Origin of the sequence: Maridesulfovibrio bastinii DSM 16055 (assembly GCF_000429985.1) — a bacterium.
GTDB classification, from domain to species: Bacteria; Desulfobacterota; Desulfovibrionia; order Desulfovibrionales; family Desulfovibrionaceae; genus Maridesulfovibrio; species Maridesulfovibrio bastinii.
The window spans coordinates 142,459-165,167 of sequence record NZ_AUCX01000005.1 but is presented as its reverse complement, the minus strand read 5'-3'; the positions used below and the strand labels follow the sequence as shown (position 1 = coordinate 165,167).

The following is a 22,709-nucleotide window of genomic DNA, read 5'->3' as shown; positions in this document are numbered from 1 at the left end:
ATTATGGAATGATGATTCCATAAAATTAATAGCGGTAGTGATCAGCCTTGAAAGGACCATCAACAGCAACACCTATGTAGTCTGCCTGTTCTTTGCTGAGAATATCAAGCTCTACTCCGAGACGCTCAAGGTGCAGACGGGCAACTTCCTCATCCAGCTTTTTGGGCAGAATCATAACAGACGGTTCATAATCATTCTGAGCAAGGTCAATCTGAGCAAGAGCCTGATTGGTGAAGCTGTTGCTCATTACAAAACTCGGGTGACCGGTTGCACAACCAAGGTTTACCAGGCGTCCCTCGGCAAGAATGATAATTGATTTACCTGAATCCATTACCCATTTATCAACCTGAGGTTTGATGCTGATTTTTTCAGCTTTGGGATTCTTTTCAAGGTAATCCATTTCTATTTCATTATCAAAGTGACCGATGTTGCAGACAATGGCTTCATTCTTCATCTGAGCCATATGCTCTCCTCTTACAACATGATAGTTGCCAGTACAAGTAACAAAAATATCACCTTCTGGTACGGCTTTATCCATTGTTGTAACTTCAAAGCCTTCCATAGCAGCCTGCAGGGCGCAGATAGGATCAATTTCGGTAACTATAACCCTGGCACCGAAACCACGCATGGACTGGGCGCAACCTTTACCAACATCACCATAACCGACAACAACTACAACTTTACCGGCGATCATGATATCGGTAGCGCGTTTGATGCCGTCAGCAAGTGATTCACGGCATCCGTAGAGGTTGTCAAATTTTGACTTGGTAACGGAATCATTAACATTGAATGCGGGGAAGAGAAGTTCTCCGGATTCCTGCATCTGATAAAGGCGATGAACACCTGTTGTGGTTTCTTCAGAAACACCACGAACTTTCTTTGAAATTTCAGTCCACTTGGAAGGATTTTCAGCAACTGAAGCTTTCAGACGGTCGATAACGCACTGAAATTCTTTATTGTCATATTCTTTTTCAAGAATTGAAGAATCCTTTTCAGCCTGAACACCTTTATGAATAAGCAGGGTTGCGTCGCCACCATCATCAACAATAAGATCCGGTCCTGAACCGTCAGGCCAAGTCAGAGCCTGCTCGGTGCACCACCAGTATTCTTCCAGTGATTCACCCTTCCATGCAAAAACTTTGGCTGTACCGTTTTTAACGATGGCAGCAGCAGCGTGATCCTGAGTAGAAAAAATATTGCATGAAGCCCAGCGAAGATCAGCACCAAGAGCATGCAGAGTCTCAATAAGCATGGCTGTCTGGATAGTCATGTGGAGGCTACCCATAACTTTGAGACCCTTAAGAGGTTTTTCTTTTCCGTATTTTTCGCGGATAGCCATAAGACCGGGCATTTCACGCTCGGAAAGCTGCATTTCTTTATTACCCCAGTCAGCCAGGCTCATATCAGCCACTTTGTACTCAAGAGAAGGATCTATCTTAAGCATTATTTCCTCCGTGTTTGGTTGCGCCATGCGCAGCTGTTAATTTTATTGAAACCCGGACACCGGGCTGCTCTACACTATTTAATCCCATGAACAAGAAGGACTGTCAGCCCTTTCTTCACAGGGAACTTACTTATTTCTACAGAATGGAAACCCGAATCATGCATCCACTGGAGCAGTTCCTTCTCGGTAAATCCGAGTCTTCGGTCTCCATACTCGGTGCGCATTGACTCGTTGGAATGCATTGCAAAATCGGCAATTATAAAATTTCCGCCCTTATCAAGGGTCCGGTAAGCTTCACTCACAGCCTGTTCAGGATGAGGCAGGTGATGCAGCACCATGGATATTACCGAAAAATCAGCTTCGCTGTCTTTTAAGGGCAGATGCGTAAGATCACCTATTCTCAGGCTGACACCGTCCCTGCCGCCGATACGCTTTTCAGCAAGTTCAAGCATACGCTTGGAGCTGTCCACGCCAATAACAGAAGAACATTTTTCCATCATCAATTGCAGCAGAGCACCATTTCCGCAGCCCAGATCAGCACAGAGGCCGCTCACAGGCGAATAGGACATAATCTGCTCATTCAAATCGAAATCACCAAAGACCTCACGTTGTAGATGTTCCCAGTCTTCAGCTATTTCATCAAAAAATTCACTGGTTTCACGACGACGCTCGGCCAGAACTTCCGAGACTTTAACACTATCACTTACAACGAGGGGATCTTTTTCAAAAATCCAGTCTATTGATTTTGCAAACCTTCTGCCTGAACCTTCAGAGGTTAATTTGTAAAAATTCCAAAGTCCTTCACGGCGTGATTCAAGCAGCCCGCTTTCATGCAGAATTTTAAGATGCCTTGAAATTCGGGGTTGAGACATACCTAAAATCTGTACGACCTCGCCCACATTCAATTCATTATCCCGCAACATAGCCAGCAGCCTGACTCTGATTTCATCTGAAAGAGCTTTGCTGTATTTAATAATATCCATAATTACCGCCGTTGAACTCATATAAAAACATCTTTATATAACCATATGAAATATGCTTTATATGGACCTGCTTCCGTAGTCAAGCTGAACAAAGCAGTATTTTTCATTTTTTTAAAAAAATGAAATTTAGGCCCTATAAAATTATTTAAAAAGAAAATTTTACCTGCTTTTTTGCTTATATCAAAATAGATGGTTCACTTGACCAACCATAAATTAAAACATTATTAATCATAGATGGCTCTAAAAAACAAATTCAACGGCCCGACAGGCCGAATATACCATCCCAGGCAACGCAGAATGCGAACTACTGGTGAGGCCATAGGTTCGGTAATCAGTGCTCTGGACGGTACCAATAATATGGCTATGCCCAAGCTCTGGAAAGCATGGCCTGAACTTATGGGACCGGACCTTTCCGAGATGGCAAAACCACTGGGACACCGCAAACGGACACTCATTCTTGCGGCCGATGATCCTGTGGTTGTTCAGGAGCTTTCATACTTTGCTCAGGAGATTGTTGAAAGAGTAAATTCATTTTTAGGTCAGGAAGTCTTTGACAAGATACTGTTTGAGCTGTTAAACGGCAGGGTTCCATTGGACGGGTACGAATTAAAGCGTCCTGAATTCAATGATCCCGAACTTAAAAAACCCCGCAAGTTAGGCGGGTTAAAAGATAAGTTCGATCCAGATCAGCCGGTTGGTCGGTGTTATCTTAAATACCTCCGGCTATTTGAAGAATCATAAATTTTCATTTTCGCGGCCGTACCCCGGCCCCAAGGAGAATAACATGAGCGAAGAAATCAGCTTCGACAGTCTCGGCCTTAAAAAGCCCCTGGACAAAATGACAACTAAGGAACTGCGCGAACTCTGCATCAACAAGCTGACCATGATTGTTGGTGTATCCGGAATGAGCAAAGAAGATATCGTTGCTAAAATCAAAGAAGTTTTCGGCTTCACTGAAGAAGGCGGAGTTTCTCCTTACAAAGATCAGATCTTTGCAATTAAAAAAGAAATCCGTGAACTGCGCGAAAAGAGAGCTGCTCTTGAATCACGTAATGATCGTGACATCATGCGCCGCAAAATCAACAAACTGAAAAAACGTACCCGCGCACTCGCAAGAGTTCAGTAGGTTTAAATTAAAAAAATTTTGAAAAGCTAAAAAAGATGTTGACAGTTTAGCTCTTTCAAAATAGTCATTTTTTCGCTGCTGGGACATCGTTCAATTGGCAGGACGACGGGTTCTGGCTCCGTTAATCAAGGTTCGAGTCCTTGTGTCCCAGCCAGCAAAAAATATAAGTCTCCATCGTCTAGCCCGGCCCAGGACATCGGCCTCTCACGCCGACGACAGGGGTTCAAATCCCCTTGGAGACGCCAAAAAAGTTTTTCAAAAGACTGAATTTTTCAATTCAGTCTTTTTTTTTGCCTGATTTTCATTAATGCCCCAGCCCCAAAAACGGCAAACCGGTTGATCATTCCTTCGAATCATCGTTTCCCGTACCTTTCACTCCCAGTCTATAAATTTTTACGGCTAAAAAATCGTATCCCAACACAAAAATAGTTTATATTGTAATAAGATATCAAATATACCTTTTGATTCTGATGGTATTAACTGTATTGACGACTTTTATCACAGCAGCCGGAGCTTTATGTAAATGCTATACGGCAAAACCATAATTATACATCCTTACACAACACATAAACTATAGAATTAACCAAGCTAGAGATGGACAATTAATAATATTATAATTAAAAAATAATCTGCGCATATAATGCCTCAACAATAAATAAAAGATTGGAACAGATGCTTAGCCCCAAAAATAAAATTTGCTTTATCGGCAATTGCCAAGCCCTTAATTTAAAAGAAATTGCGAATGAAGCCGGACTCGAAGCAAAATACTTTTTATCCATTCTTTCGGAACTTAATCATGTTGGGGGACTTCAAGAAGCAAAAAGCTACTTGAAACACTATTTACCAGAAGAAGAAATTTCAGGATTACTTTCTACGGGCAGTATAAAAATTAATCCCTCTGCGAAAGATTTTCATAAATTCAAGCCTGATACTATTGTATGTAACCTGTTTCATGAAAGTGAATTATGCTATCAGCACAAAAAATCGGGCTTCATTATTGAAGTAAACGAACAGTACTGGCCGGAAAATCTGGGGGTTGATTTTTGGAGCAGATTGCAGACTGATTTTGATCAGATTATTCCTGACAGCTCTTCATACCTCGCAAGATTCAAAAATTTTATATTCTCGCTCACCGAATCTTTTCCTGATGCCCAGATAATAATTATAGAAAGAATCAAAAATTTTTCTGATTCTGATAAATCAACTCTGAAAAACTGGAACATGATTCAGGCTGGAGCTGATCAATTTTATTCTGATATTGAAAAAATAAAAAATATCAAAGTTATAAAAATATCCCAGCCACTTGAAGATTATATTTATGAGTCCGGTTTCAAATACAGCTTCCCGGTACTCTTCGACAGCTTCCAGAAAAATGACCGCTATATTTTCACAAAACATTACGACCTTGAGCATCCCGGTAAACATTATTGGCAGCTGGTATTTAAAAAATTATATCCGAAATACTCTTTAGAATTCAGTCGAAGCCAGAATATTGATATTACAATAAACAATTTATTGAGTGACGCTATTGAAACCGGTGATAATAATCTTTTCGCAGAACTCCTTAGAAAGAATAAAAAAATTGAAATTCCGGTAGAGACACTTCATGCCGGAGCTTTTCTCTTTGATAATGACTTTTTTCATCACATCAGGGACTACCTTGAGCACAAAATGAGCCATGCTCATCCATTATACAGGGCAAAAGCTCTCAGACTTATGAGAATATGTTCTAATCAAAAAATATTTCAAAATATCCCTGAAAATAGCAAAATAGCCTTATGGGGAGCCGGAGGCAGATGTAGAACTTCTATAAAAATATTAAAAAACAAATTTAATATTCAATATATCTTTGACAGTGATCCTGAAAAACACGGTAAAAAAATTTCAGAAATACCAATCATTTTTTACAAAAATCTGCCTGAAAATTTAGAAATTGATGCCATAGTTATTACAACAGTCTTTTTCAGACAGGTCACAGATGCAATCCTGAAAAACGCAAAACTCAAACATCTAAAAATTTTAAACTCAAATGAATTGCTGGATAAAGCCTTATACCTGAACAATAGTTCAATTTTAAAAATTGTGGATGGTTAACAGCAAAACAGAATAACCAATCAAGATAATAATTAAAAAGCGGATTACCCTCTTATTAATTAAAGAGGATAACCCGCTTTCATGCATAGCTGTACTAATCATATTAAAATGACATGAATATTATTTCAGCTTCCTTTCTCTACAGGGTATTCATTATCGCCCTGCAACCATTGAAGTGGTCTTTCAAAACCATCAGTATTCCATCCGGCAAGCCCCCAGTCCAGACTGTAGGCTTCGTATCCCAACTGATTCAGAATAAGTGAGCCGATATTGGAATAATGCCCCATATAACAACCGACAATAATTTTTTTATCAAAGGGCAATTTAAGTAATTCAGGGCTTCCACTCAAAAATAATTCAACAGGAAGATTTGCAGCGCCATCAATATGACCAAAGGCGTAATCGGCTTCAGCCTGCATACTTATTGTAAAACTGTTCGACATGTTCAAAGCCTCTTCCGGGCTTATAATAGCTGGACGCCCCTGACTGGCGTAATCAACGGTACGTTTTAAAATCAATTCTTTGTCGCTTAATCCTGATGGAGCCGAATATGGAATGTCATTTACAGGCAAAGGAGTGGCAACATCTGAAACAGGCAGACCGACTCCTCCGCAATATGCTCCAGCGCCGGAATATTTTTTGTTCCACCCTTCCAGACCTACCAATAAATTTTTAGCATTAACGCCCATCTGACGAAGAAACGTAGTTATCCTGCAACTCAATTGCCCATTTGAATCTGTGACTACTATGGTCTTATCAGCAGGCAGACTCTTCAAGGCTTTTTCAGGGCGGGACAGATCTATTTGAAATCTGACAGCTCCGGGTATGTGTCCTTCATTAAATTCTTCTTCATTCTGAAGACTGATAATAAAAAAAGATGAATTCCCTTCCGTAAGCAGAGCTTCATAAAGACTGTCTGCAAAAAAAGTATGTGGAACTGAAAGGACTTCACGATTAATCCTCAAAAGTTGTTCCTGAGCCGTTTCTGAAGCCTGTGCGGCATTATTTTTAGTCATTGCTGAGTTTAAATCCTGATTTTAAGTTAATGAAAGGTAAAATCCGGTCTGTACGTCAGGAAACAATTTCCTGTTTCAATCTTTCCAATCTTTCACGCAGCCGCAATACAGCATATCTTTTACGAGATATGAGTGTACCTACAGGCACATCTGTCTCCTCAGAAATCTTTTTAAAAGATTCTCCATTGAGCTCAGTTCGTATAAAAATATCACGCTGCGCCTCTGGAAGGTCATTCATGGCAGATTCCAGCTCTTCCCAGAACAGTTTTCGCAGCATTTCATCTTCCGGGCGTTTATTATCCGGCAGCATTATCCCAAGAGTTTCATCATAAAGTTCATTCTGAAAATCTGATAATTCATCAGCAAAAGGGACAGGCTTCTTTTTACGCATAAGATCAATACTTTCATTTCGTACTACCCGGTAAAGCCAGGCCAGAATCCAGTCAGAAGAAAACACCAGCTGATCAGCCTTAACCAGCTTATATAATGCCGTCTGGATAACGTCTTCCACATCTTCCGGAGATAACTTCTTTCTAAGATAAGTCTGAAGCTGTTTGTATCTTTTCCAGAAAATATCTTTTTTAAATAAAGAAGGCGGCCCTCCCATATTTTAGTCCCTATGATCTGTTGCTGAAGAATCCGATCTGCGGGAGCGAACCCTCGCAAAACACTCAGCCCGCTGCTCCGGGGTCATGGAGTGCCAGCTTTCAAAGAGAGCTTCCCTTTCCCTGTGAGCAATAAAATGGCTCATTTCCCGTAATGAACTGAATCCTCCAAATAGAAGCCGGGACAAAATTAACAATCCCAAGGTCTGAAAATATGAAAGCTCCGGTAATCCAAAAATTTCCGGCATCAGCCAATTCCAAAAGACCATCGTTACCAGAGCAAAAAATCCAACAGCTATAAAAACTTTAAACAAGACCTTCATAAATCCTGCCCTCATTACCAACCTCCTGACTGATATTTATGTACAAAATGAAATGAACTTAAAAAGTCCTCTGACTATTTAACGTATGAGTTTCAAAAATATTGCAGTTTTTTTTAATTTTTTAACCAAGGTCGTAAAATAAATTAGCAACAGTTTAAAAAAACTTTGAAATATTAAAAAATCAAAATCACAACTCCGGGTAATTCAGGATAAAACACAACACAAAACGAAAAATATCTGCTATTCTCCAACAAGCGAGTTTTAAAAAATTCATTTTTTTTAAAACTCGATTTTGACAAAAATCAGACGGATAGACGATTTTTGGAGCATAGAATTTAAAATTTTACTGATTTTTATTGATTATTTTCGAGATAAATTTAAAAATTTAATTTTTTTATCTTAAAATCACTTTTTTCTGTTGACAGGAATCACGAATACACATAAACACTCTTCTCGTTGTTGGGACATCGTTCAATTGGCAGGACGGCGGATTCTGGTTCCGTTAATCAAGGTTCGAGTCCTTGTGTCCCAGCCAACAACAACTTTTTTAGAGATGCGTCCCCATCGTCTAGCCTGGCCCAGGACACCGGCCTTTCACGCCGGCGACAGGGGTTCAAATCCCCTTGGGGACGCCATTCTAAAAAAAAAGATGTTTTCAGGCCAGAAACATCTTGACACAACGCTCTGGAAACTTTAGACATTCCAGACTGTTTTTGACCAAATATCCTGCGTCCCCATCGTCTAGCCTGGCCCAGGACACCGGCCTTTCACGCCGGCGACAGGGGTTCAAATCCCCTTGGGGACGCCACCGAAATTACAAGGACTAAATCATCAGATTTAGTCCTTTTTTCGTTTCTATCTTCTGACAAGCTCCGGGCTTACATTCAGGACACATCCCCAAGCAAATTAGCAAAAAGAGGGGGTCTACACCAAACAAAGGGGCACAAGCCCGAATGATCAAATTTCCATGGGTCTACACCAAAGAAAGGGACGCAAGCCCGATTGATCAAATTTCCTGCCGTTGATTTTCTTCTCGACTACCCGCACAAAGCCCGTACACGCAGCCGATAATTTTCAAAATTTCTGAACCCGTATGCTCGCCTCTGGATGAGCTTCATCTTGCGATGAAATCCTTCGGTTGTTCCGTTGCTTTTACCGTAACGAAACATTCGGGCCACTTCCTCTTTCTTCTATTAGCACACCACCAAAACTATCATCCCATTTCAACTGATCGTAAATTATATGAACACACCACTGCTATTAACTGCCATTTATAGCAGAACGACAAAGTTCAGCCCTCAAAAGTAGACTATGCTATTTTTAAGGCCGCTATCCTGCAAATGAAAAGAAGACTCAATTATTCATAGCTGAAAGCTTTAGGGACCCCATAACGTTTTTTCTACATACAAAAAAAGGGAACCGTTAAAGCGGTTCCCTTACTTAATGATAAGATAGTTATGTGATGCTATTTTTTAGCCTTTCCCGGCCATCCTGTTATTATTGCAAATACGGATATCACAGCAAGTATTATACAATACCAGTTGTTTCCGGCAACTTCCACCGGAGAAATACCGGCAACGGACCCAGCGAGTAGCACCTGAGCGGCATAAGGAACGAGCCCCTGAATAATACATGAAAAAACATCAAGAAGGCTTGCGCTGCGTTTTGGGTCGACCCCGTTGTCAGTAGCTATTTCCTTAGCCAGTCTACCGCTCAAAATGATGGCAACGGTATTGTTGGCTGTGCAGGCATCGGCCAGAGAAACCAGTGAAGCAATTCCGAACTCTCCGGAAACACGTTTATTTCCTCTACCCACTCTGCGCGCAATGGAATTAACTTTTTCAAGCAGCCAGAGAAGCCCGCCATTAAAGCGTATAAGCTCACCCAGACCACCTATGAGCATTGAGAGAACCAAAATCTCATTCATACCGGCAAAACCGTTATAAATGCTCTGAGAAAAGCTGAGAAGAGTAAAATCGGGAATGGTGTACAGTCCTACAGCACCGGTCAAAACTATACCAGCAGAAAGAACCACAAATACGTTGATACCGGCTACGGCCAAGCCAAGAATCGCAAGATAAGGAATAACTTTTATAAATTCCCAACTTCCCGGAGTTGATGCCGCCCCGGATTCACCATTGAAGTACAGCAATGCGGCTGTCAAAACAGCTGCCGGCAATGCTATAAGCAAATTCATTTTGAATTTATCATTCATAGCGCAACCCTGAGTTCTGGTTGCGGCAATAGTGGTATCTGAAATCATCGAGAGGTTGTCACCGAACATGGCACCCCCGAGAACAGCTCCCATAAGAACGGCTGATGACATGCCTGTCTGGTCTGCAACACCTGCGGCAATTGGGGCTATTGCGGCAATAGTTCCCATGGATGTTCCCATTGCAGTGGATACAAATGAAGAGATAAGAAACAGCCCCGGCAGCACCAGTCTGGCAGGAATAAAAGCAAGCCCCATATTAACTGTTGCATCTACCCCGCCGATACTTTTTGCAACCGCAGCAAAACCACCGGCAAGCAGATATATCATGCACATGGTAACTATATTTATATCCCCTACACCGTATAGGAATATAGATATTTTCTTTTCAAGTTTTTCCCTGCCCATTATTAAGGCCAGTGCAATGGCCGGCAGAATAGCAACCGTCGCAGACAGCTGATAAAAAGCCATCTTTGTTCCATTGGCTGTTAGGGTTACGCCTGTTCCTATAAATAATAGCAGAAAAAGAACCAATGGAAGCAATGCTGTACCATGCGGCTCAATATTTGATGTTGAAGAATTTTTATTCTGATCCTGCAATGTAAAAACGCTCCGTTTAAGCTGTGCTTGTTCATATCTGGTTTCAGATTTTAAATATCCAAAACGGTCCTGCCGAAAAAAAAGTAATTTCATCCAATAAATTAGACGAAATTGGCAATATTTACATTCAATAAAGAAGAATAAGACGAATCATTGATTATCCATACAACGCAAAGCTGTCCAGCATTAAAAAAACGCCTTAATATTTATAAATCGATATTATTAAAAATTTATTGATTATTTTTATAGCTTAAACTATTAAAGATATCACTTTATACGGGGAATAAAAAGTGGGGTGGAAGTTTATGATAACCAATTATATTTATAAAAGTATTATCTGGTTTTTTGCTGTGCTCTTTTTAGCAACAATTGTAATTAACTTTAAAATCGCTATTTATAATACTTGGCCTACGCATTCCGAGCAGAAAGTAACTAATTCCCAAACTAAAACCGATGCAGAGGCTAAGACCGACACAAAGGTTACAAATGATGCTAAAGATAAAAACAGTAATATTGTTGAGATGTTCGTAAATCCTAATACAGCATTGGTAATGTCGATTTCATGTTATTTAATACAAATGCTAACAATGATAATGTTTTACTATAATTGCAGGTACCAATCAGGAAAATGTGATTATGAAAGCTTTATATCTCATTTATATATTTTTCATAAAGAAATTATTTCTTTATTATTCATTACCGTAATAGCTACTCTTATTTCACGCCCAATTGAAGAAATAAAAGGATTCGAATTATTTTTATTATTTTTATTGGTAGCATGTTCTTTCATTACTATTTCTAAAATTATTTCAAATAATAACATCAAGTTATCCGAGATTATAAAGTATAAAAATGATAAAAATATACTCTACCAACCATTAAAATTTATTAACAACAAAACTTTCATAATTTGTTTAATATTTTTAACTTGTTTTTTAGCAATAAAAGCATTTTCAAATTCAGATTTACCAATATTTAAAATAGATAAAACAGATGAAATAGATAAAATATATGAAATATTTTATAAATCTTTTATGTTCATAACAATTTCATCAATATTTATTTTTGCCCATCATACGGTTGCAAAATTAAAGAAACAATAGAAGGCTCAACGCCATTACAAACATTCCGGCAACCAGACCATATATACAAAGATGGTGTTCACCATAGGTTTCCGCGGCTGGTAACAACTCATCAAGTGAGATGAAAACCATGATCCCGGCAACAATCCCGAAAAGGACTCCAAATACCGCCTGGCTCATGAAAGGCATAAGGAGCAGAAAACCTATGCCGGCTCCAATCGGCTCGGCTAGCCCGGAAGACAGGGATAGCCAGAAAGCTTTGCTGCGGCTTCCTGTAGCATAAAAGACAGGAACGGAAACGGCTATACCTTCCGGAATATTATGTATGGCGATAGCTATAGCAATTGGAATTGCTAGCTCAGGGTCACTCATAGCAGCTGTAAAAGTTGCCAGTCCCTCAGGAAAATTGTGGATTGCGATTGCCAGAGCTGTAAAAACGCCCATGCGCATCAGATCATTTTTTTTGCGGGCCTCTGCTATAGCCTGAGAATCTTCCATATCTTCAACAAGCTGGACCTCATGAGGATTTTCCACATCCGGTACAAGCTTATCAATGATGGCTGAAATAGCTATTCCTGCAAAAAAAGCTGTAGTCGCCCCCCAGTTTCCTCCTGTTGTTCCCCATGCCGCAATAAGCGCTTCCCTCGCCTTAACAAAAATCTCTATGAATGAGACATAAAGCATGACTCCGGCTGAAAAGCCTAAAGCCAGTGCAAGAAATTTGGTATTCGTCCTGCTGGAGAAAAAAGCCAGCGCACTTCCTATTCCGGTTGACAATCCGGCAAAAAGTGTCAATGAAAACGCAAACAATAAATTATGATCCATATTAAATCCCTCTGCATTAGTGTTGATAACCAGGATTTAAGCCTCATAAATACATTGGTATTTTTTCTACAGTACAGTAACATATAAATGGTAAAAAACAATACATTTCAATTTAATACATTTGCTTTAATAAATACTGACTCCAGCCGCAGCAAAGCAGTAAGTCACCACGACAACAAATGTCTTTTGAGAACGATAAAGATCAATATTCCCTACAGACTTTCATTACCGTTTAAAAAAAACATAAAAAGCAGCACTCACGCCCGGCATATAGCATTTACAAAATAGATGTGGCGATAATGACCATACATGCATAAATTGCATTTTTTTAGCTGAAAATTTAAGAATTCAGTTTAATTTATAAATTAAATATGTTTATTATTATAAATAAAAATCATAGATTCAAACAGTTGGACATTCTTATAACACATCTAACAGTTTAGCAAAAAATTGATAGCATCATATTATTTTATATCAAATAATATGCATAAATAAATAAAATAGGAACCAAGACAAAATAAAAGGAGAGAGAGTCAAATGGTGATCGTCAACGCAATAATCAAACCTTCACAGGGGAATGAAAAAAAAGTCGAAAAAATTCTAAGATCCCTGATCCCCAAAGTGGAAAAAGAAGAACGGACACTTATCTACGATTTGTACCGCTCTAAATCTGAGCCATGCACTTTTTTCTTTTATGAATGCTACCCTGATCAACAGGCTCTTGATTCCCACTCTGCCCAGCCGTACCTTCAGGAGCTTGGAGGCAGACTTGAGGGACTGTTAAGGGAAGATAACTTTGTTGAAGTTTTTGAACTGCTGGATAGAATCCAGAAATAGAAAAACAGACAGAAATTAACTCATCCCCGAAGACATTTTAAAGCGGGACATTGTTCACAAAATTGAACAATGTCCCGCTATTTTTTTCCCGCAAGCCCCGCCAGTCAACGCTCTTTATAATTTTCCCTATAAAAAAATATTAAATATCAATATATTACACAAAAAAAGGTCCCAAAAGGACACAGTGATTCAATTTTGTTGCATTTTATCGCCTATTTTTTTTACCCCTCATTGACTTATTATGCCATGGTTGACATAAAAAATTTAAACAAGGCTTGAGACTAAATCTAATCAGCCTGTTTTTTACTGAAATTTAAGGATATTTTAAATTTAGTTTTCAAATATCCCTGAATATCAGAACGGAAGGTGAAAACATCTAAAAAAGGCTTTTTTGAGATGAAGAAATTCATACCTGTGGAAGAAGCGGTCGGCATGGTGCTCTGTCATGATATGACCAGAATAGTCCCCGGAGAATTCAAGGGAAGAGCATTTAAAAAGGGACATGTCATCACTAAGGAAGACGTTCCGCAACTCAAAGACATCGGCAAGGAACACATATACGTTTTAACTCTTGACGATGAACATGTGCATGAAAATGAAGCAGGAATAAGAATAGCCACAGCTGCTTCGGGAAAAGGCATCGAACTCTCCGAAGTCTGTGAGGGAAGGGTTAATTTTCATGCCAGTCATGACGGTCTTTTAAGAATCAATGTTGAGGCTCTGCACTCCATCAACAATATTGAAGACGTCGTTATTTCCACCCTGCATACCAACCAGTCCGTCAAAAAAGGACAGGCAGTAGCCGGAACAAGGATAATACCTCTTGCTACTGATGAAGGTAGAATAAAAAAAGTCGAAGAACTCTGTCTTCAGAGCTATCCCATTGTGGATGTGCTCCCATTCAAGCATTTCAATGTCGGAGTTGTTACTACGGGAACCGAAGTATACACCGGCAGAATCCAAGATAAATTTGGTCCAGTAATTCGCGAAAAATTTGAGGCCCTCGGCAGTACGGTCATACATCAGGAGTTTGTTTCCGACGATTCCGAAATGACAGTCGCCGCAATTCACAAACTTCTTGATTCCGGGGCGGACATGATTGTCTGTACCGGAGGGATGAGCGTTGATCCTGACGATCAGACTCCAGCTTCCATAAGAGCTGCCGGAGGAAAAGTTGTCACTTACGGATCCCCGACTTTCCCAGGTGCCATGTTCATGCTCGCATGGATTGGCAAAATACCGGTTCTCGGTCTTCCCGGCTGTGTAATGTACCACAGGGCGAGCATTTTCGACCTGGCGGTTCCGCGCATTCTGGCCGGATTAGAAGTCACGAGGGAAGATATCACATCCATGGGTCACGGCGGCTATTGCGCAACATGCAAGGTCTGTCGTTATCCGATCTGCCCGTTCGGAAAATAGGCCCGTGGACAAAGGAGTTGATTCTATCAACTCACCAACAACCAAAATCGGCTCAGGAGGATCTTAATGATCACCAAAAAACTCTACGTCAACGGTATTGAGCACAATGTTTTGACCGAAAACACTGAAACGCTCGCTAACGTTATTCGTAAAAATCTCGGGTTGACCGGAACAAAGGTCGGCTGTGGCGAAGGACAGTGCGGTGCTTGTAGTGTAATCATGAACGGCAAGCTCATCCGTTCCTGCGTTACCAAAATGAAACGTGTTCCCGATGGAGCTGCTATCTGCACAATTGAAGGTATCGGAACTCCTCTGAACCTTCATGCTATCCAGATGGCATGGATGCTCCACGGCGGCGCACAGTGCGGTTTCTGCACACCCGGATTCATCGTTTCCACAAAAGCTCTTCTGGAAGCAAACCCGGACCCCACCCGTGAAGAAATTCGCGACTGGTTCCAGAAATACCGCAACGTTTGCCGTTGTACCGGTTATCAGCACCTCGTAGACGCTGTTCGTGACGCAGCAGATGTTATCAACGGCAGAAAAGCCATTGAAGATCTTGCCTACCAGATGCCGAAAGACGGAAAAGTTTTCGGAACAAGACAGCCCCGCCCGAGCGCAGTCGCCAAGGTTACCGGAACCTGGGACTTCGGTGGTGATACCGGACTCAAAATGCCCGATGACACCCTGCAGTGCGCACTCGTACAGGCTGAAGTTTCTCACGCCAACGTTATTTCAGTTGACACAACCGAAGCTGAAAAAATGCCCGGCGTTTTCAAAGTTGTTACCGCTAAAGACGTTAAAGGTAAAAACCGCATCACCGGTCTGATCACCTTCCCCACCAACCTTGGTGATGGTTGGGAACGTCCTATCCTCGCTGATAAAAAGATATTCCAGTATGGTGACGCAATAGCTATCGTCTGCGCAGACACAGATGCACACGCTAAAGCAGCAGCCAAAGCTGTTAAAGTTGAACTTGAACAGCTTCCTGAATACATGAGCGCTCCTGCAGCTCTTGCTGAAGACGCCATTGAAATTCACCCCGGCACACCTAACGCATACTATCTGCCTAAGATCGCCAAAGGTGAAGACACCAAACCTATCTTTGAAAAAGCTGATGTAACAATCGAAGGCGAATACTACACCAGCCGCCAGCCTCACCTCCCCATCGAACCTGATGTAGGTTATGCCTACTTCGATGATAACGGTAAGCTCTTCATCCATTCAAAATCAGTTGGTATCCATCTCCATCTGCTTATGATTGCTCCCGGTCTCGGCCTTGAGCCTGATCAGCTTGCTCTGGTTCAGAACAACGCCGGTGGTACTTTCGGATACAAATTCAGCCCGACCATGGAAGCTCTCCTCGGAGCAGCAGCAATGGCAACCGGCAGACCTGTATTCCTGCAGTACAACTATGCACAGCAGCAGAACTACACCGGTAAACGTTCACCATTCTGGTCTACTGTAAAATATGCAGCAAACAAAGATGGTAAAATCCTTGCCATGGAAACCGACTGGACATGTGACCACGGTCCTTACTCAGAATTCGGTGACCTGCTTACTCTTCGTGGCGCACAGTACATCGGTGCCGGTTACGACATCCCCAATATTCGCGGTGAAGGCCGTTGCGTAGCAACCAACCACTGCTGGGGTGCAGCTTTCCGTGGTTACGGTGCTCCTGAATCCGAATTCCCCTCTGAAGTTCTCATGGACGAACTCGCAGAGAAACTCGGAATGGATCCCCTCGAACTGCGTTATGTAAACTGCTACCGTGAAGGATCCACCACTCCTACCGGACAGGTTCCTGAAGTTATCTGCCTTCCTGACATGATCGACGCTATACGTCCTTTATATAAAGAAGCTAAAGAAAAAGCAGCTGCTAACTCAACTGATACTATTAAACGCGGCGTAGGTGTTGCAATCGGTGTTTACGGTGCCGGACTTGACGGCCCTGATACCGCTGAAGCAAACATTGAACTCAACCCCGACGGAACTGTAACCCTGTACAACGCATGGGAAGATCACGGTCAGGGTGCTGATATGGGTTCACTCGCAACAGCACACCAGGCTCTGAGACCTCTCGGACTGCTGCCTGAACAGATTCATCTCGTAATGAACGACACCAGCAAATGCCCGAACTCCGGTCCTGCCGGTGGTAGCCGCAGCCAGGTTATGGTTGGTCAGGCTATCCGCGTAGCTTGTGAAATGCTGCTTGAAGGAATGCGTAAACCTTCCAGTGGTAGATTCCGCACTTACGATGAAATGATTGCCGAAAACATTCCTGTTTTCTACGAAGGCAGCTGGACTCAGCCTGCTAACGATTGTGACGAAAACTCACAGGGTAATCCTTTCGCCAACTACATGTACGGACTGTTCCTCGCCGAAGTTGCCGTTGATATCACCACCGGTAAAACAAAGGTTGAAGGAATGGCATGTGCCGCTGACGTAGGTGAACTCGCCAACGAACTGATTGTTGACGGTCAGATCTACGGTGGTCTTGCTCAGGGTATCGGCCTCGCACTTACCGAGGATTACGAAGACCTTAAGAAGCATGCATCCATGAAGGGCGCAGGTATCCCCTACATTAAGGATGTTCCTGACAACATGAAGATCATATACTGCACGCACCCCCGTCCTGACGGACCGTTCGGTGCTTCCGGTGTAGGTGAAATGCCTCTTACCGCTCCTCATGCAGCTATCATCAATGCGATAGCTCAGGGTTGTGGAGCTCGTGTAAGGCATCTGCCTGCAAGACCTGAAAAAGTTCTTGCAGCTCTCAAAGGCTAAGCCTGCCGCATAAGCTTGATTATAAAGGGCAGGTGCTATGCGCCTGCCCTTTTTTGCTAAGAATCTAAAAATTTATAAAATTTCTGCCGAATAATATTTTATAGCTTTCCACAATTTAAAATCGGTTAAAGTAAAATATAAACTAAACCTCGACCATGATCTAAAAATAATTTAATCATTTTGAATGTAAGAGAGTCAAAATACATTTATTTTATATGCTTAAATGTACATCTTACAAATTAAGGCATAAAGCGCATCAATAGTCTTTTAAAGCTTCATTAAAAAATGTTGGGAAAATTATGGAACAAAGTGAATTAAGAGAGCTTGAAGCAACTTGTATTCAGGAAGAACGGGCGCAGTGTATTGCCGCATGTCCCATTCATGTTGATGTAAAATCCATGATGGCCTGTATCGCCAAAGGTGATATCAAAGGTGCCCGAAAAATTTTGGACAGGACAATGCCCTTTCCCGAAATCCTCGGCAGGACCTGTGACCAGCCATGCCTTGAATCATGTGTGAGAAGCAATGCCGGCGGAAGTCTATGCATCGGTTCAATTGAAAGATTCTGTATAGAAAATTCAACAGAAGCCATTAAACCACCCAAGCTGCCTGCAAAAGACGGTAAAATTGCTATCATCGGCTGTGGCCTGAGTTCCATGACAGCTGCTCTTGATCTTGCCAGAAAAGGAAGAAATTCTACAATTTTCACTGGTGACAGTTTTCCGGGCGGCCCTCTTAACAATCTGCCGGAATCCATACTGCCGGCAGAGACTCTGACCAAGGCTGTCGGACTGCTTGAATCACTCGGAGTAGTTCTGGACAGGGATAAAAATATTGATGCCAATGAATTTAAATCTATAGTTAATGATTTTGACGCTGTAATTATTGAGCTTGATTTTCGGGGTATTGAAGATTTCAGTATTGATATTGATAAAATTGACGAAGTCACACTCCAGATAGAAGATAAAATATTCGCAACCGGCCAGAAATTAAGCGATAGATTTTCTCCAATGAAGCAAGCTGCCAGTGGACGCAGGGCCTGTTCTTCAGTGGACAGATTCCTGCAAAACGCTTCACTGACGTCACTTAGAGAAAAAGAAGGACCATACAAAACAAGACTCTACACCTCTACAGAAGGCGTTGAAGATATTATTCCTGTGCTGCCTTCGGCCTCAATATACACTGAAGAGGAAGCTAAAAAAGAAGCTTCACGCTGTCTGCTTTGTGAGTGTATGGAGTGTGTCAAACACTGCGAATTTTTGCAGTATTACAAAGAATATCCTAAAAGATATGTCCGCAAGATATATAACAATCAGGCAATAGTCACCGGAACAAGACAATCAAATAAAATGATAAATTCATGCTCCCTCTGCGGTCAGTGTGAAGTTGTCTGTCCCAATGATTTTTCCATGGCCAATGTCTGCCTTGACGCTAGAAGATACATGATAGGCAAAGGTCACATGCCGCCTTCTGCTCATGAATTCGCTTTACTTGATATGGAATTCAGCCGTGGTGAACATTTCTCCATGCTCAAGCATGAGCAGGGAAAAGACAGCTCTGAATATCTGTTTTTCCCCGGTTGCCAGTTATCCGGTTCAGACCCAGCTGTTGTGGAAAAGCTTTACAGCCATCTCTGCTCTACTCTGAGCGGCGGGGTCGGACTTATGCTGGATTGCTGCGGCATACCAGCCCATTGGGCCGGACGGCAGAGCGATTATGATGCAATCAAAGCTGAACTTATGGAAAAAATATCCGGCATGGGTTCTCCTGTCATTATCACAGCCTGCGCCACTTGCTATGATTCTTTCAGCAGAGAATTTCCTGAACTTAAGACTGTTTCAATATGGGAAATACTTGATGCCGAAGGATTGCCGGAGACTAAGTCCGACATGCCTGCACAGACGTTCAGCATAAGTGATCCTTGTACGGCTCGCCACCATCGCGGAGTTCAGGATGCAGTAAGAAATGTGGCTGCAAAACTCGGCTTCAAACTTGAAGAACCGTCAAATACCAGAGAAATGACAGACTGTTGCGGATTCGGCGGCCTGATGTTCAATGCCAATCCTGATCTGGCTGACAAAACAGCAAAGAGAAAAGCCGACCGTACTGAAAACGATATTCTGGCCTACTGTGCTATGTGTCGTGACAATCTGGTAGCCTCAGGCAAAAAAACAGCCCATCTTCTGGAATATATTTTTCCTGATGAAAATCAGAAAATTGATCCGCTTGAAAGACCTAATCCCGGTTTTTCCATGCGTCAGGAAAACAGATCACGCTTGAAAAACAACCTTCTGGAAAAAATCTGGAAGGAAGAGCCTATTACAATGCCCGAGTACTCATCTGTGAAATTAGTTATAAGTGACGAAGTAAGAGACCTGCTTGAGAAAAGACGTATACTCGATCAGGACATCCAAAAAACAATTCTGGCATGCGAAAACAGCGGTAGAAAACTCAGCAACCCCAATGACGAATACTTTCTGGCCTCACATCGGCCTGTCAGGGTTACATACTGGGTTGAATACAAACCTGTCGATGGCGGGTACGAAATAAGAAACGCATACAGCCATAGAATGATCCTCCCGGAGGACTATAATGACTAACCTATCATTTGCCGAAGATACAGATTGGCGCTGCTGCAAATGCGACAAGGAACTAAAACCCATAAGTACAGAGGTAAAATATCTCAACTCTGTATTTAAAGTTGACCTTATGCGCTGCCCCGAATGCGGATTCACTCTTATACCGGAAGAACTGGCCACAGGTAAGATGTTTGATGTGGAACAGCTTCTGGAAGATAAATAAGCCTCACGCTGAAAAAACAGCATGACTGATGCTTTATATGAACGCCGTGAAATGCTTGATATCACCGGTGGAACCCTGCGTCCCGGAGGGACGGAGCTGACTCGCCGGGCTCTTGAAATCTGCCGGTTTAAGAAAGGTGAAACCATTCTTGATCTTGGCTGCGGGCCCGGAGCCACTTCCAGCCTGATGCGTGAGGAATTCGGTCTTGTGCCGCTGGCCCTCGACTACTCTGCGGACATGCTCAAACAGGCCGGAGAGACAACTCGCGGCCTTAAAAAAGTACAGGCTTCCGGAACATCGCTGCCCTTTCGCACTGAATCTCTGAAAGGAACAATCAGCGAATGCGTGCTTTCACTGACAGAGGATATAGACACTACTCTATCGGAAATATCCCGCGTCACAGAGCATGGTGGAGAACTTATCCTAAGTGATATTTATTCAAGAAATGCAAGCGCACCGGAAACAAAGCTTGAGGTGACCTGTTGCTTCAATGGGGCCAAGGCTCTTGGCGAAATAGAAAAAAGCGTTACTTCCAACGGCTTTAAAATAATTCTTATGGAAGATCATACCCAGCGTCTCAAACAGCTGGCAGGTCAGATTATTTTCAGCATGGGCAGCCTTGAAAAATTCTGGGCTCTGTTCATGGGAAAGGACAAAGCTGCCGGGGCGTGCAGCGCCGTAAAAAAAATGATGCCGGGATACTATCTCATCATAGCTGAAAAGGAATAGATATGGATGATACCAGCTTAAAAATTATGCAGCTCAGCGCACAGGGATTCTGTTGCAGTCAAATGATGATCATGATGGCTCTTGAAGATCAGGGTGAAGAAAATCCTGCACTGGTCAGATCAATGTCCGCTCTGTGTCAGGGAATCGGACAGAGCGGAGGAATATGCGGAGCTGTCAGCGGTGGAGCGTGCGTCCTTGGACTATATGCGGCAAAAGGCAGTCCTGATGAAGAGGAACATGAAAAATACAAACTCATGGTCTCAGAATTAATGGATTGGTTTGAAAACATGACTTCCGACGAATACGGCGGAGCAACATGTGACGCAATAACAGGCGGAGCAAATGTTCCTGAAATGGGAATATGCGGAACTATTGTGGAAAGAACCCGCAATAAAGTTCTCGAACTTCTAGCTGAAAACGATATCGATCCAACAGTCCCTAAAGGTAGTGAGAATGCGTTCTGATTCAGAAAAAGTTGATTCTGTAACAGAAAGTCTATGTCCGCACTGTTTAAAAGTGCTCAAAGCTGAAAGAATATCTGAAAATGGAAATATCTATCAGTTGAAGACCTGCCCGGAGCATGGGACATTTAAAACAGTTATCTGGCGCGGCGAACCTGAATTTTCAAAATGGAAAAGACCTAAAAAACCATCGGCACCACTTAAAGTTTTAACTGCGAGCGACAAAGGATGCCCCTTTGACTGTGGCCCCTGTGCAAGACATGGCCAGCACACCTGCACTGCTCTCATAGAAATAACCTCGCGCTGTAATATGTCCTGCCCCATCTGTTTTGCCGATGCCGGACAGGATGCTGCAACCGACCCTTCACTTGAAAAACTGAATTCTGTTTTTGACACAATTTCCGAAGTCGGTGGCAAGTGCAACATCCAGCTTTCAGGTGGAGAGCCGACAGTCCGAAGTGATCTGCCGGAAATAATAAAAGCTGCCCGTGATAAAGGTTTTGATTTTGTTCAACTGAATACAAACGGAATCAAACTTTCTGAAACTCCGGAATACGCATTGAAATTAAAAAAGGCCGGACTTTCATCTGTCTTCTTACAGTTTGATGGCACGGATGACAGAATTTATCGCCGGATAAGAGGCCGCGACCTAGTTGAAATAAAATATCAGGCAATCAAAAACTGCGCTGCTGCTGGTCTTGGAATAGTTCTCGTTCCAGTTCTTATCCCCGGCATAAATGTTGATGATATCGGAAACATAATCAAAGCCGGAATAGAGTATGCTCCTGCTGTCCGCGGGGTACACTTTCAACCCGTGAGTTATTTCGGCAGATATCCTGAACCGCCTTCAGATTCTGATAGAATCACATTGTCAGAAGTTATCTCGCAGTTGGAAGCACAGACCAATGGGATGGTTTCAAAAGATAATTTTCAACCACCCGCCTGTGAGCATTCCCTATGCTCTTTTCACGGAAATTTCATGATCAGATATGATAATACTCTGAAACATCTTGGCGGCTCGAAAAACCGTCAATGCTGCAGCACCGGAGAGCCCGGAAAAAATATTCCCACAGCAAAGGAAGGACACGATAAAAGTGTCGCCTTCACGGCCCGGCAGTGGTCTGCACCGGTTATCGGCAGATTCGATAAAGCAGAGGCTGTTGATGATTTCGACCGCTTTCTGGAACGGGCCAAAACACATACATTCTCCATCTCGGCGATGGCTTTTCAGGATGTCTGGAATATAGATCTTGAAAGGGTTCGCGGATGCTGCATCCATGTTGCGACAATGGATGGCAGAATGATTCCATTCTGTGCCTATAACCTTACTTCCGCTTCCGGCAAGCCGCTGCACAGGAAATAGA

The 22,709-nt window shown here is 42.3% G+C and carries 19 protein-coding genes, 5 tRNA genes and 1 pseudogene; 17 read left to right on the top strand and 8 right to left on the bottom strand.

The window, feature by feature from the left end:
- Positions 1-25 precede the first annotated feature (25 nt).
- Together ahcY and G496_RS0100720 are read right to left on the bottom strand one after the other, a co-directional pair.
- The gene (ahcY, locus tag G496_RS0100725) at positions 26-1,444 is read right to left on the bottom strand and encodes an adenosylhomocysteinase (RefSeq protein ID WP_027177579.1); all 1,419 of its coding nucleotides are present in this window, start codon (positions 1,442-1,444) and stop codon (positions 26-28) included.
- A gap of 74 nt (positions 1,445-1,518) precedes the next feature.
- Positions 1,519-2,427 (bottom strand): ArsR/SmtB family transcription factor, encoded by a 909-nt coding sequence (locus G496_RS0100720; protein ID WP_027177578.1) that lies wholly within the window; start codon positions 2,425-2,427, stop codon positions 1,519-1,521.
- A 297-nt stretch (positions 2,428-2,724) separates the two neighbouring features.
- Here G496_RS0100720 and G496_RS0100715 point away from each other — a divergent pair, with 297 nt between their 5' ends.
- The 5 genes from G496_RS0100715 (at position 2,725) to G496_RS0100695 (ending at position 5,647) form a co-directional block, all read left to right on the top strand.
- Positions 2,725-3,168, top strand: coding sequence for a DciA family protein (locus G496_RS0100715; protein ID WP_245577836.1), 444 nt, complete (start codon positions 2,725-2,727; stop codon positions 3,166-3,168).
- Between the two features lie 43 nt (positions 3,169-3,211).
- Positions 3,212-3,553 (top strand): hypothetical protein, encoded by a 342-nt coding sequence (locus G496_RS0100710; protein ID WP_027177576.1) that lies wholly within the window; start codon positions 3,212-3,214, stop codon positions 3,551-3,553.
- A 79-nt stretch (positions 3,554-3,632) separates the two neighbouring features.
- A tRNA-Gln gene (locus tag G496_RS0100705) sits at positions 3,633-3,707 on the top strand.
- 13 nt (positions 3,708-3,720) lie between these two features.
- Positions 3,721-3,798, top strand: a tRNA-Glu gene (locus G496_RS0100700).
- Positions 3,799-4,225: 427 nt separating this feature from the next.
- Complete coding sequence (locus G496_RS0100695; RefSeq protein ID WP_027177575.1) at positions 4,226-5,647, top strand: Rossmann-fold NAD(P)-binding domain-containing protein; 1,422 nt, start codon at positions 4,226-4,228, stop codon at positions 5,645-5,647.
- Between the two features lie 125 nt (positions 5,648-5,772).
- Here G496_RS0100695 and G496_RS0100690 read toward each other — a convergent pair whose 3' ends face one another.
- The 3 genes from G496_RS0100690 to G496_RS0100680 are packed head-to-tail and all read right to left on the bottom strand — an operon-like array spanning position 5,773 to position 7,606.
- The gene (locus G496_RS0100690) at positions 5,773-6,663 is read right to left on the bottom strand and encodes a rhodanese-like domain-containing protein (protein WP_027177574.1); all 891 of its coding nucleotides are present in this window, start codon (positions 6,661-6,663) and stop codon (positions 5,773-5,775) included.
- Between the two features lie 55 nt (positions 6,664-6,718).
- Complete coding sequence (locus G496_RS0100685) at positions 6,719-7,270, bottom strand: RNA polymerase sigma factor (protein WP_027177573.1); 552 nt, start codon at positions 7,268-7,270, stop codon at positions 6,719-6,721.
- Between the two features lie 3 nt (positions 7,271-7,273).
- The gene (locus G496_RS0100680) at positions 7,274-7,606 is read right to left on the bottom strand and encodes a hypothetical protein (protein ID WP_051294738.1); all 333 of its coding nucleotides are present in this window, start codon (positions 7,604-7,606) and stop codon (positions 7,274-7,276) included.
- 445 nt (positions 7,607-8,051) lie between these two features.
- On the opposite strand from G496_RS0100680, the gene G496_RS0100675 reads away from it, so the two are divergent.
- The 3 genes from G496_RS0100675 (at position 8,052) to G496_RS0100665 (ending at position 8,399) form a co-directional block, all read left to right on the top strand.
- Positions 8,052-8,126: transfer RNA gene (locus tag G496_RS0100675), tRNA-Gln, on the top strand.
- A 22-nt stretch (positions 8,127-8,148) separates the two neighbouring features.
- A tRNA-Glu gene (locus tag G496_RS0100670) sits at positions 8,149-8,226 on the top strand.
- 95 nt (positions 8,227-8,321) lie between these two features.
- Positions 8,322-8,399 (top strand) — tRNA-Glu (locus tag G496_RS0100665).
- Between the two features lie 229 nt (positions 8,400-8,628).
- Here the strand turns inward: G496_RS0100665 and G496_RS20790 are convergent.
- Positions 8,629-8,778, bottom strand: a pseudogene (locus G496_RS20790) (transposase); the annotation flags it as partial.
- A gap of 278 nt (positions 8,779-9,056) precedes the next feature.
- On the bottom strand, positions 9,057-10,403 hold the full coding sequence (locus G496_RS0100660) for a Na+/H+ antiporter NhaC family protein (protein WP_245577835.1): 1,347 nt from the start codon (positions 10,401-10,403) through the stop codon (positions 9,057-9,059).
- A 305-nt stretch (positions 10,404-10,708) separates the two neighbouring features.
- Between G496_RS0100660 and G496_RS0100655 the strand changes: the two genes are divergently transcribed.
- Positions 10,709-11,506: a hypothetical protein gene (locus tag G496_RS0100655; RefSeq protein WP_156900563.1), complete on the top strand. Its 798-nt coding sequence runs from the start codon at positions 10,709-10,711 to the stop codon at positions 11,504-11,506.
- Here the strand turns inward: G496_RS0100655 and zupT are convergent.
- Positions 11,492-12,310: a zinc transporter ZupT gene (gene zupT, locus G496_RS0100650; RefSeq protein ID WP_027177569.1), complete on the bottom strand. Its 819-nt coding sequence runs from the start codon at positions 12,308-12,310 to the stop codon at positions 11,492-11,494. The genes G496_RS0100655 and zupT overlap by 15 nt on opposite strands.
- A 537-nt stretch (positions 12,311-12,847) precedes the next feature.
- On the opposite strand from zupT, the gene G496_RS0100645 reads away from it, so the two are divergent.
- The 8 genes from G496_RS0100645 to trsS all read left to right on the top strand — a co-directional run bounded on the left by G496_RS0100645 (position 12,848) and on the right by trsS (position 22,708).
- Entirely contained in the window at positions 12,848-13,147 is a 300-nt protein-coding gene (locus tag G496_RS0100645) for a putative quinol monooxygenase (RefSeq protein WP_027177568.1), read from the top strand.
- Between the two features lie 396 nt (positions 13,148-13,543).
- Positions 13,544-14,566 carry a molybdopterin-binding protein gene (locus G496_RS0100640; RefSeq protein ID WP_027177567.1) on the top strand — a complete coding sequence of 341 codons (1,023 nt, stop codon included), beginning with the start codon at positions 13,544-13,546 and terminating at the stop codon, positions 14,564-14,566.
- Positions 14,567-14,632: 66 nt separating this feature from the next.
- Positions 14,633-17,353 (top strand): molybdopterin-dependent aldehyde oxidoreductase, encoded by a 2,721-nt coding sequence (locus G496_RS0100635; RefSeq protein ID WP_027177566.1) that lies wholly within the window; start codon positions 14,633-14,635, stop codon positions 17,351-17,353.
- A 296-nt stretch (positions 17,354-17,649) separates the two neighbouring features.
- Positions 17,650-19,953: a pyridine nucleotide-disulfide oxidoreductase/dicluster-binding protein gene (locus G496_RS0100630; protein WP_342665364.1), complete on the top strand. Its 2,304-nt coding sequence runs from the start codon at positions 17,650-17,652 to the stop codon at positions 19,951-19,953.
- Positions 19,946-20,155 carry a DVU_1557 family redox protein gene (locus tag G496_RS0100625; RefSeq protein ID WP_027177564.1) on the top strand — a complete coding sequence of 70 codons (210 nt, stop codon included), beginning with the start codon at positions 19,946-19,948 and terminating at the stop codon, positions 20,153-20,155. The genes G496_RS0100630 and G496_RS0100625 overlap by 8 nt, the downstream gene beginning before the upstream one ends.
- Positions 20,156-20,176: 21 nt before the next feature.
- Positions 20,177-20,884, top strand: a complete 708-nt coding sequence (gene trsM, locus G496_RS18395; protein WP_051294737.1) for a DVU_1556 family methyltransferase — start codon at positions 20,177-20,179, stop codon at positions 20,882-20,884.
- A gap of 2 nt (positions 20,885-20,886) precedes the next feature.
- Positions 20,887-21,348 (top strand): DVU_1555 family C-GCAxxG-C-C protein, encoded by a 462-nt coding sequence (locus G496_RS0100615; RefSeq protein ID WP_027177563.1) that lies wholly within the window; start codon positions 20,887-20,889, stop codon positions 21,346-21,348.
- Positions 21,338-22,708: a radical SAM (seleno)protein TrsS gene (gene trsS / locus G496_RS0100610; RefSeq protein WP_027177562.1), complete on the top strand. Its 1,371-nt coding sequence runs from the start codon at positions 21,338-21,340 to the stop codon at positions 22,706-22,708. Before G496_RS0100615 ends, trsS begins: the two co-directional genes overlap by 11 nt.
- Position 22,709 lies beyond the last annotated feature (1 nt).

Coding starts and splice junctions, on each gene's coding strand:
- ahcY (WP_027177579.1), bottom strand. CDS start 1,444: ATGCTTAAGATAGATCCTTCTCTTGAGTACAAAGTGGCTGATATGAGC.
- G496_RS0100720 (WP_027177578.1), bottom strand. CDS start 2,427: ATGGATATTATTAAATACAGCAAAGCTCTTTCAGATGAAATCAGAGTC.
- G496_RS0100715 (WP_245577836.1), top strand. CDS start 2,725: ATGCGAACTACTGGTGAGGCCATAGGTTCGGTAATCAGTGCTCTGGAC.
- G496_RS0100710 (WP_027177576.1), top strand. CDS start 3,212: ATGAGCGAAGAAATCAGCTTCGACAGTCTCGGCCTTAAAAAGCCCCTG.
- G496_RS0100695 (WP_027177575.1), top strand. CDS start 4,226: ATGCTTAGCCCCAAAAATAAAATTTGCTTTATCGGCAATTGCCAAGCC.
- G496_RS0100690 (WP_027177574.1), bottom strand. CDS start 6,663: ATGACTAAAAATAATGCCGCACAGGCTTCAGAAACGGCTCAGGAACAA.
- G496_RS0100685 (WP_027177573.1), bottom strand. CDS start 7,270: ATGGGAGGGCCGCCTTCTTTATTTAAAAAAGATATTTTCTGGAAAAGA.
- G496_RS0100680 (WP_051294738.1), bottom strand. CDS start 7,606: ATGAGGGCAGGATTTATGAAGGTCTTGTTTAAAGTTTTTATAGCTGTT.
- G496_RS0100655 (WP_156900563.1), top strand. CDS start 10,709: ATGATAACCAATTATATTTATAAAAGTATTATCTGGTTTTTTGCTGTG.
- zupT (WP_027177569.1), bottom strand. CDS start 12,310: ATGGATCATAATTTATTGTTTGCGTTTTCATTGACACTTTTTGCCGGA.
- G496_RS0100645 (WP_027177568.1), top strand. CDS start 12,848: ATGGTGATCGTCAACGCAATAATCAAACCTTCACAGGGGAATGAAAAA.
- G496_RS0100640 (WP_027177567.1), top strand. CDS start 13,544: ATGAAGAAATTCATACCTGTGGAAGAAGCGGTCGGCATGGTGCTCTGT.
- G496_RS0100635 (WP_027177566.1), top strand. CDS start 14,633: ATGATCACCAAAAAACTCTACGTCAACGGTATTGAGCACAATGTTTTG.
- G496_RS0100625 (WP_027177564.1), top strand. CDS start 19,946: ATGACTAACCTATCATTTGCCGAAGATACAGATTGGCGCTGCTGCAAA.
- trsM (WP_051294737.1), top strand. CDS start 20,177: ATGACTGATGCTTTATATGAACGCCGTGAAATGCTTGATATCACCGGT.
- G496_RS0100615 (WP_027177563.1), top strand. CDS start 20,887: ATGGATGATACCAGCTTAAAAATTATGCAGCTCAGCGCACAGGGATTC.
- trsS (WP_027177562.1), top strand. CDS start 21,338: ATGCGTTCTGATTCAGAAAAAGTTGATTCTGTAACAGAAAGTCTATGT.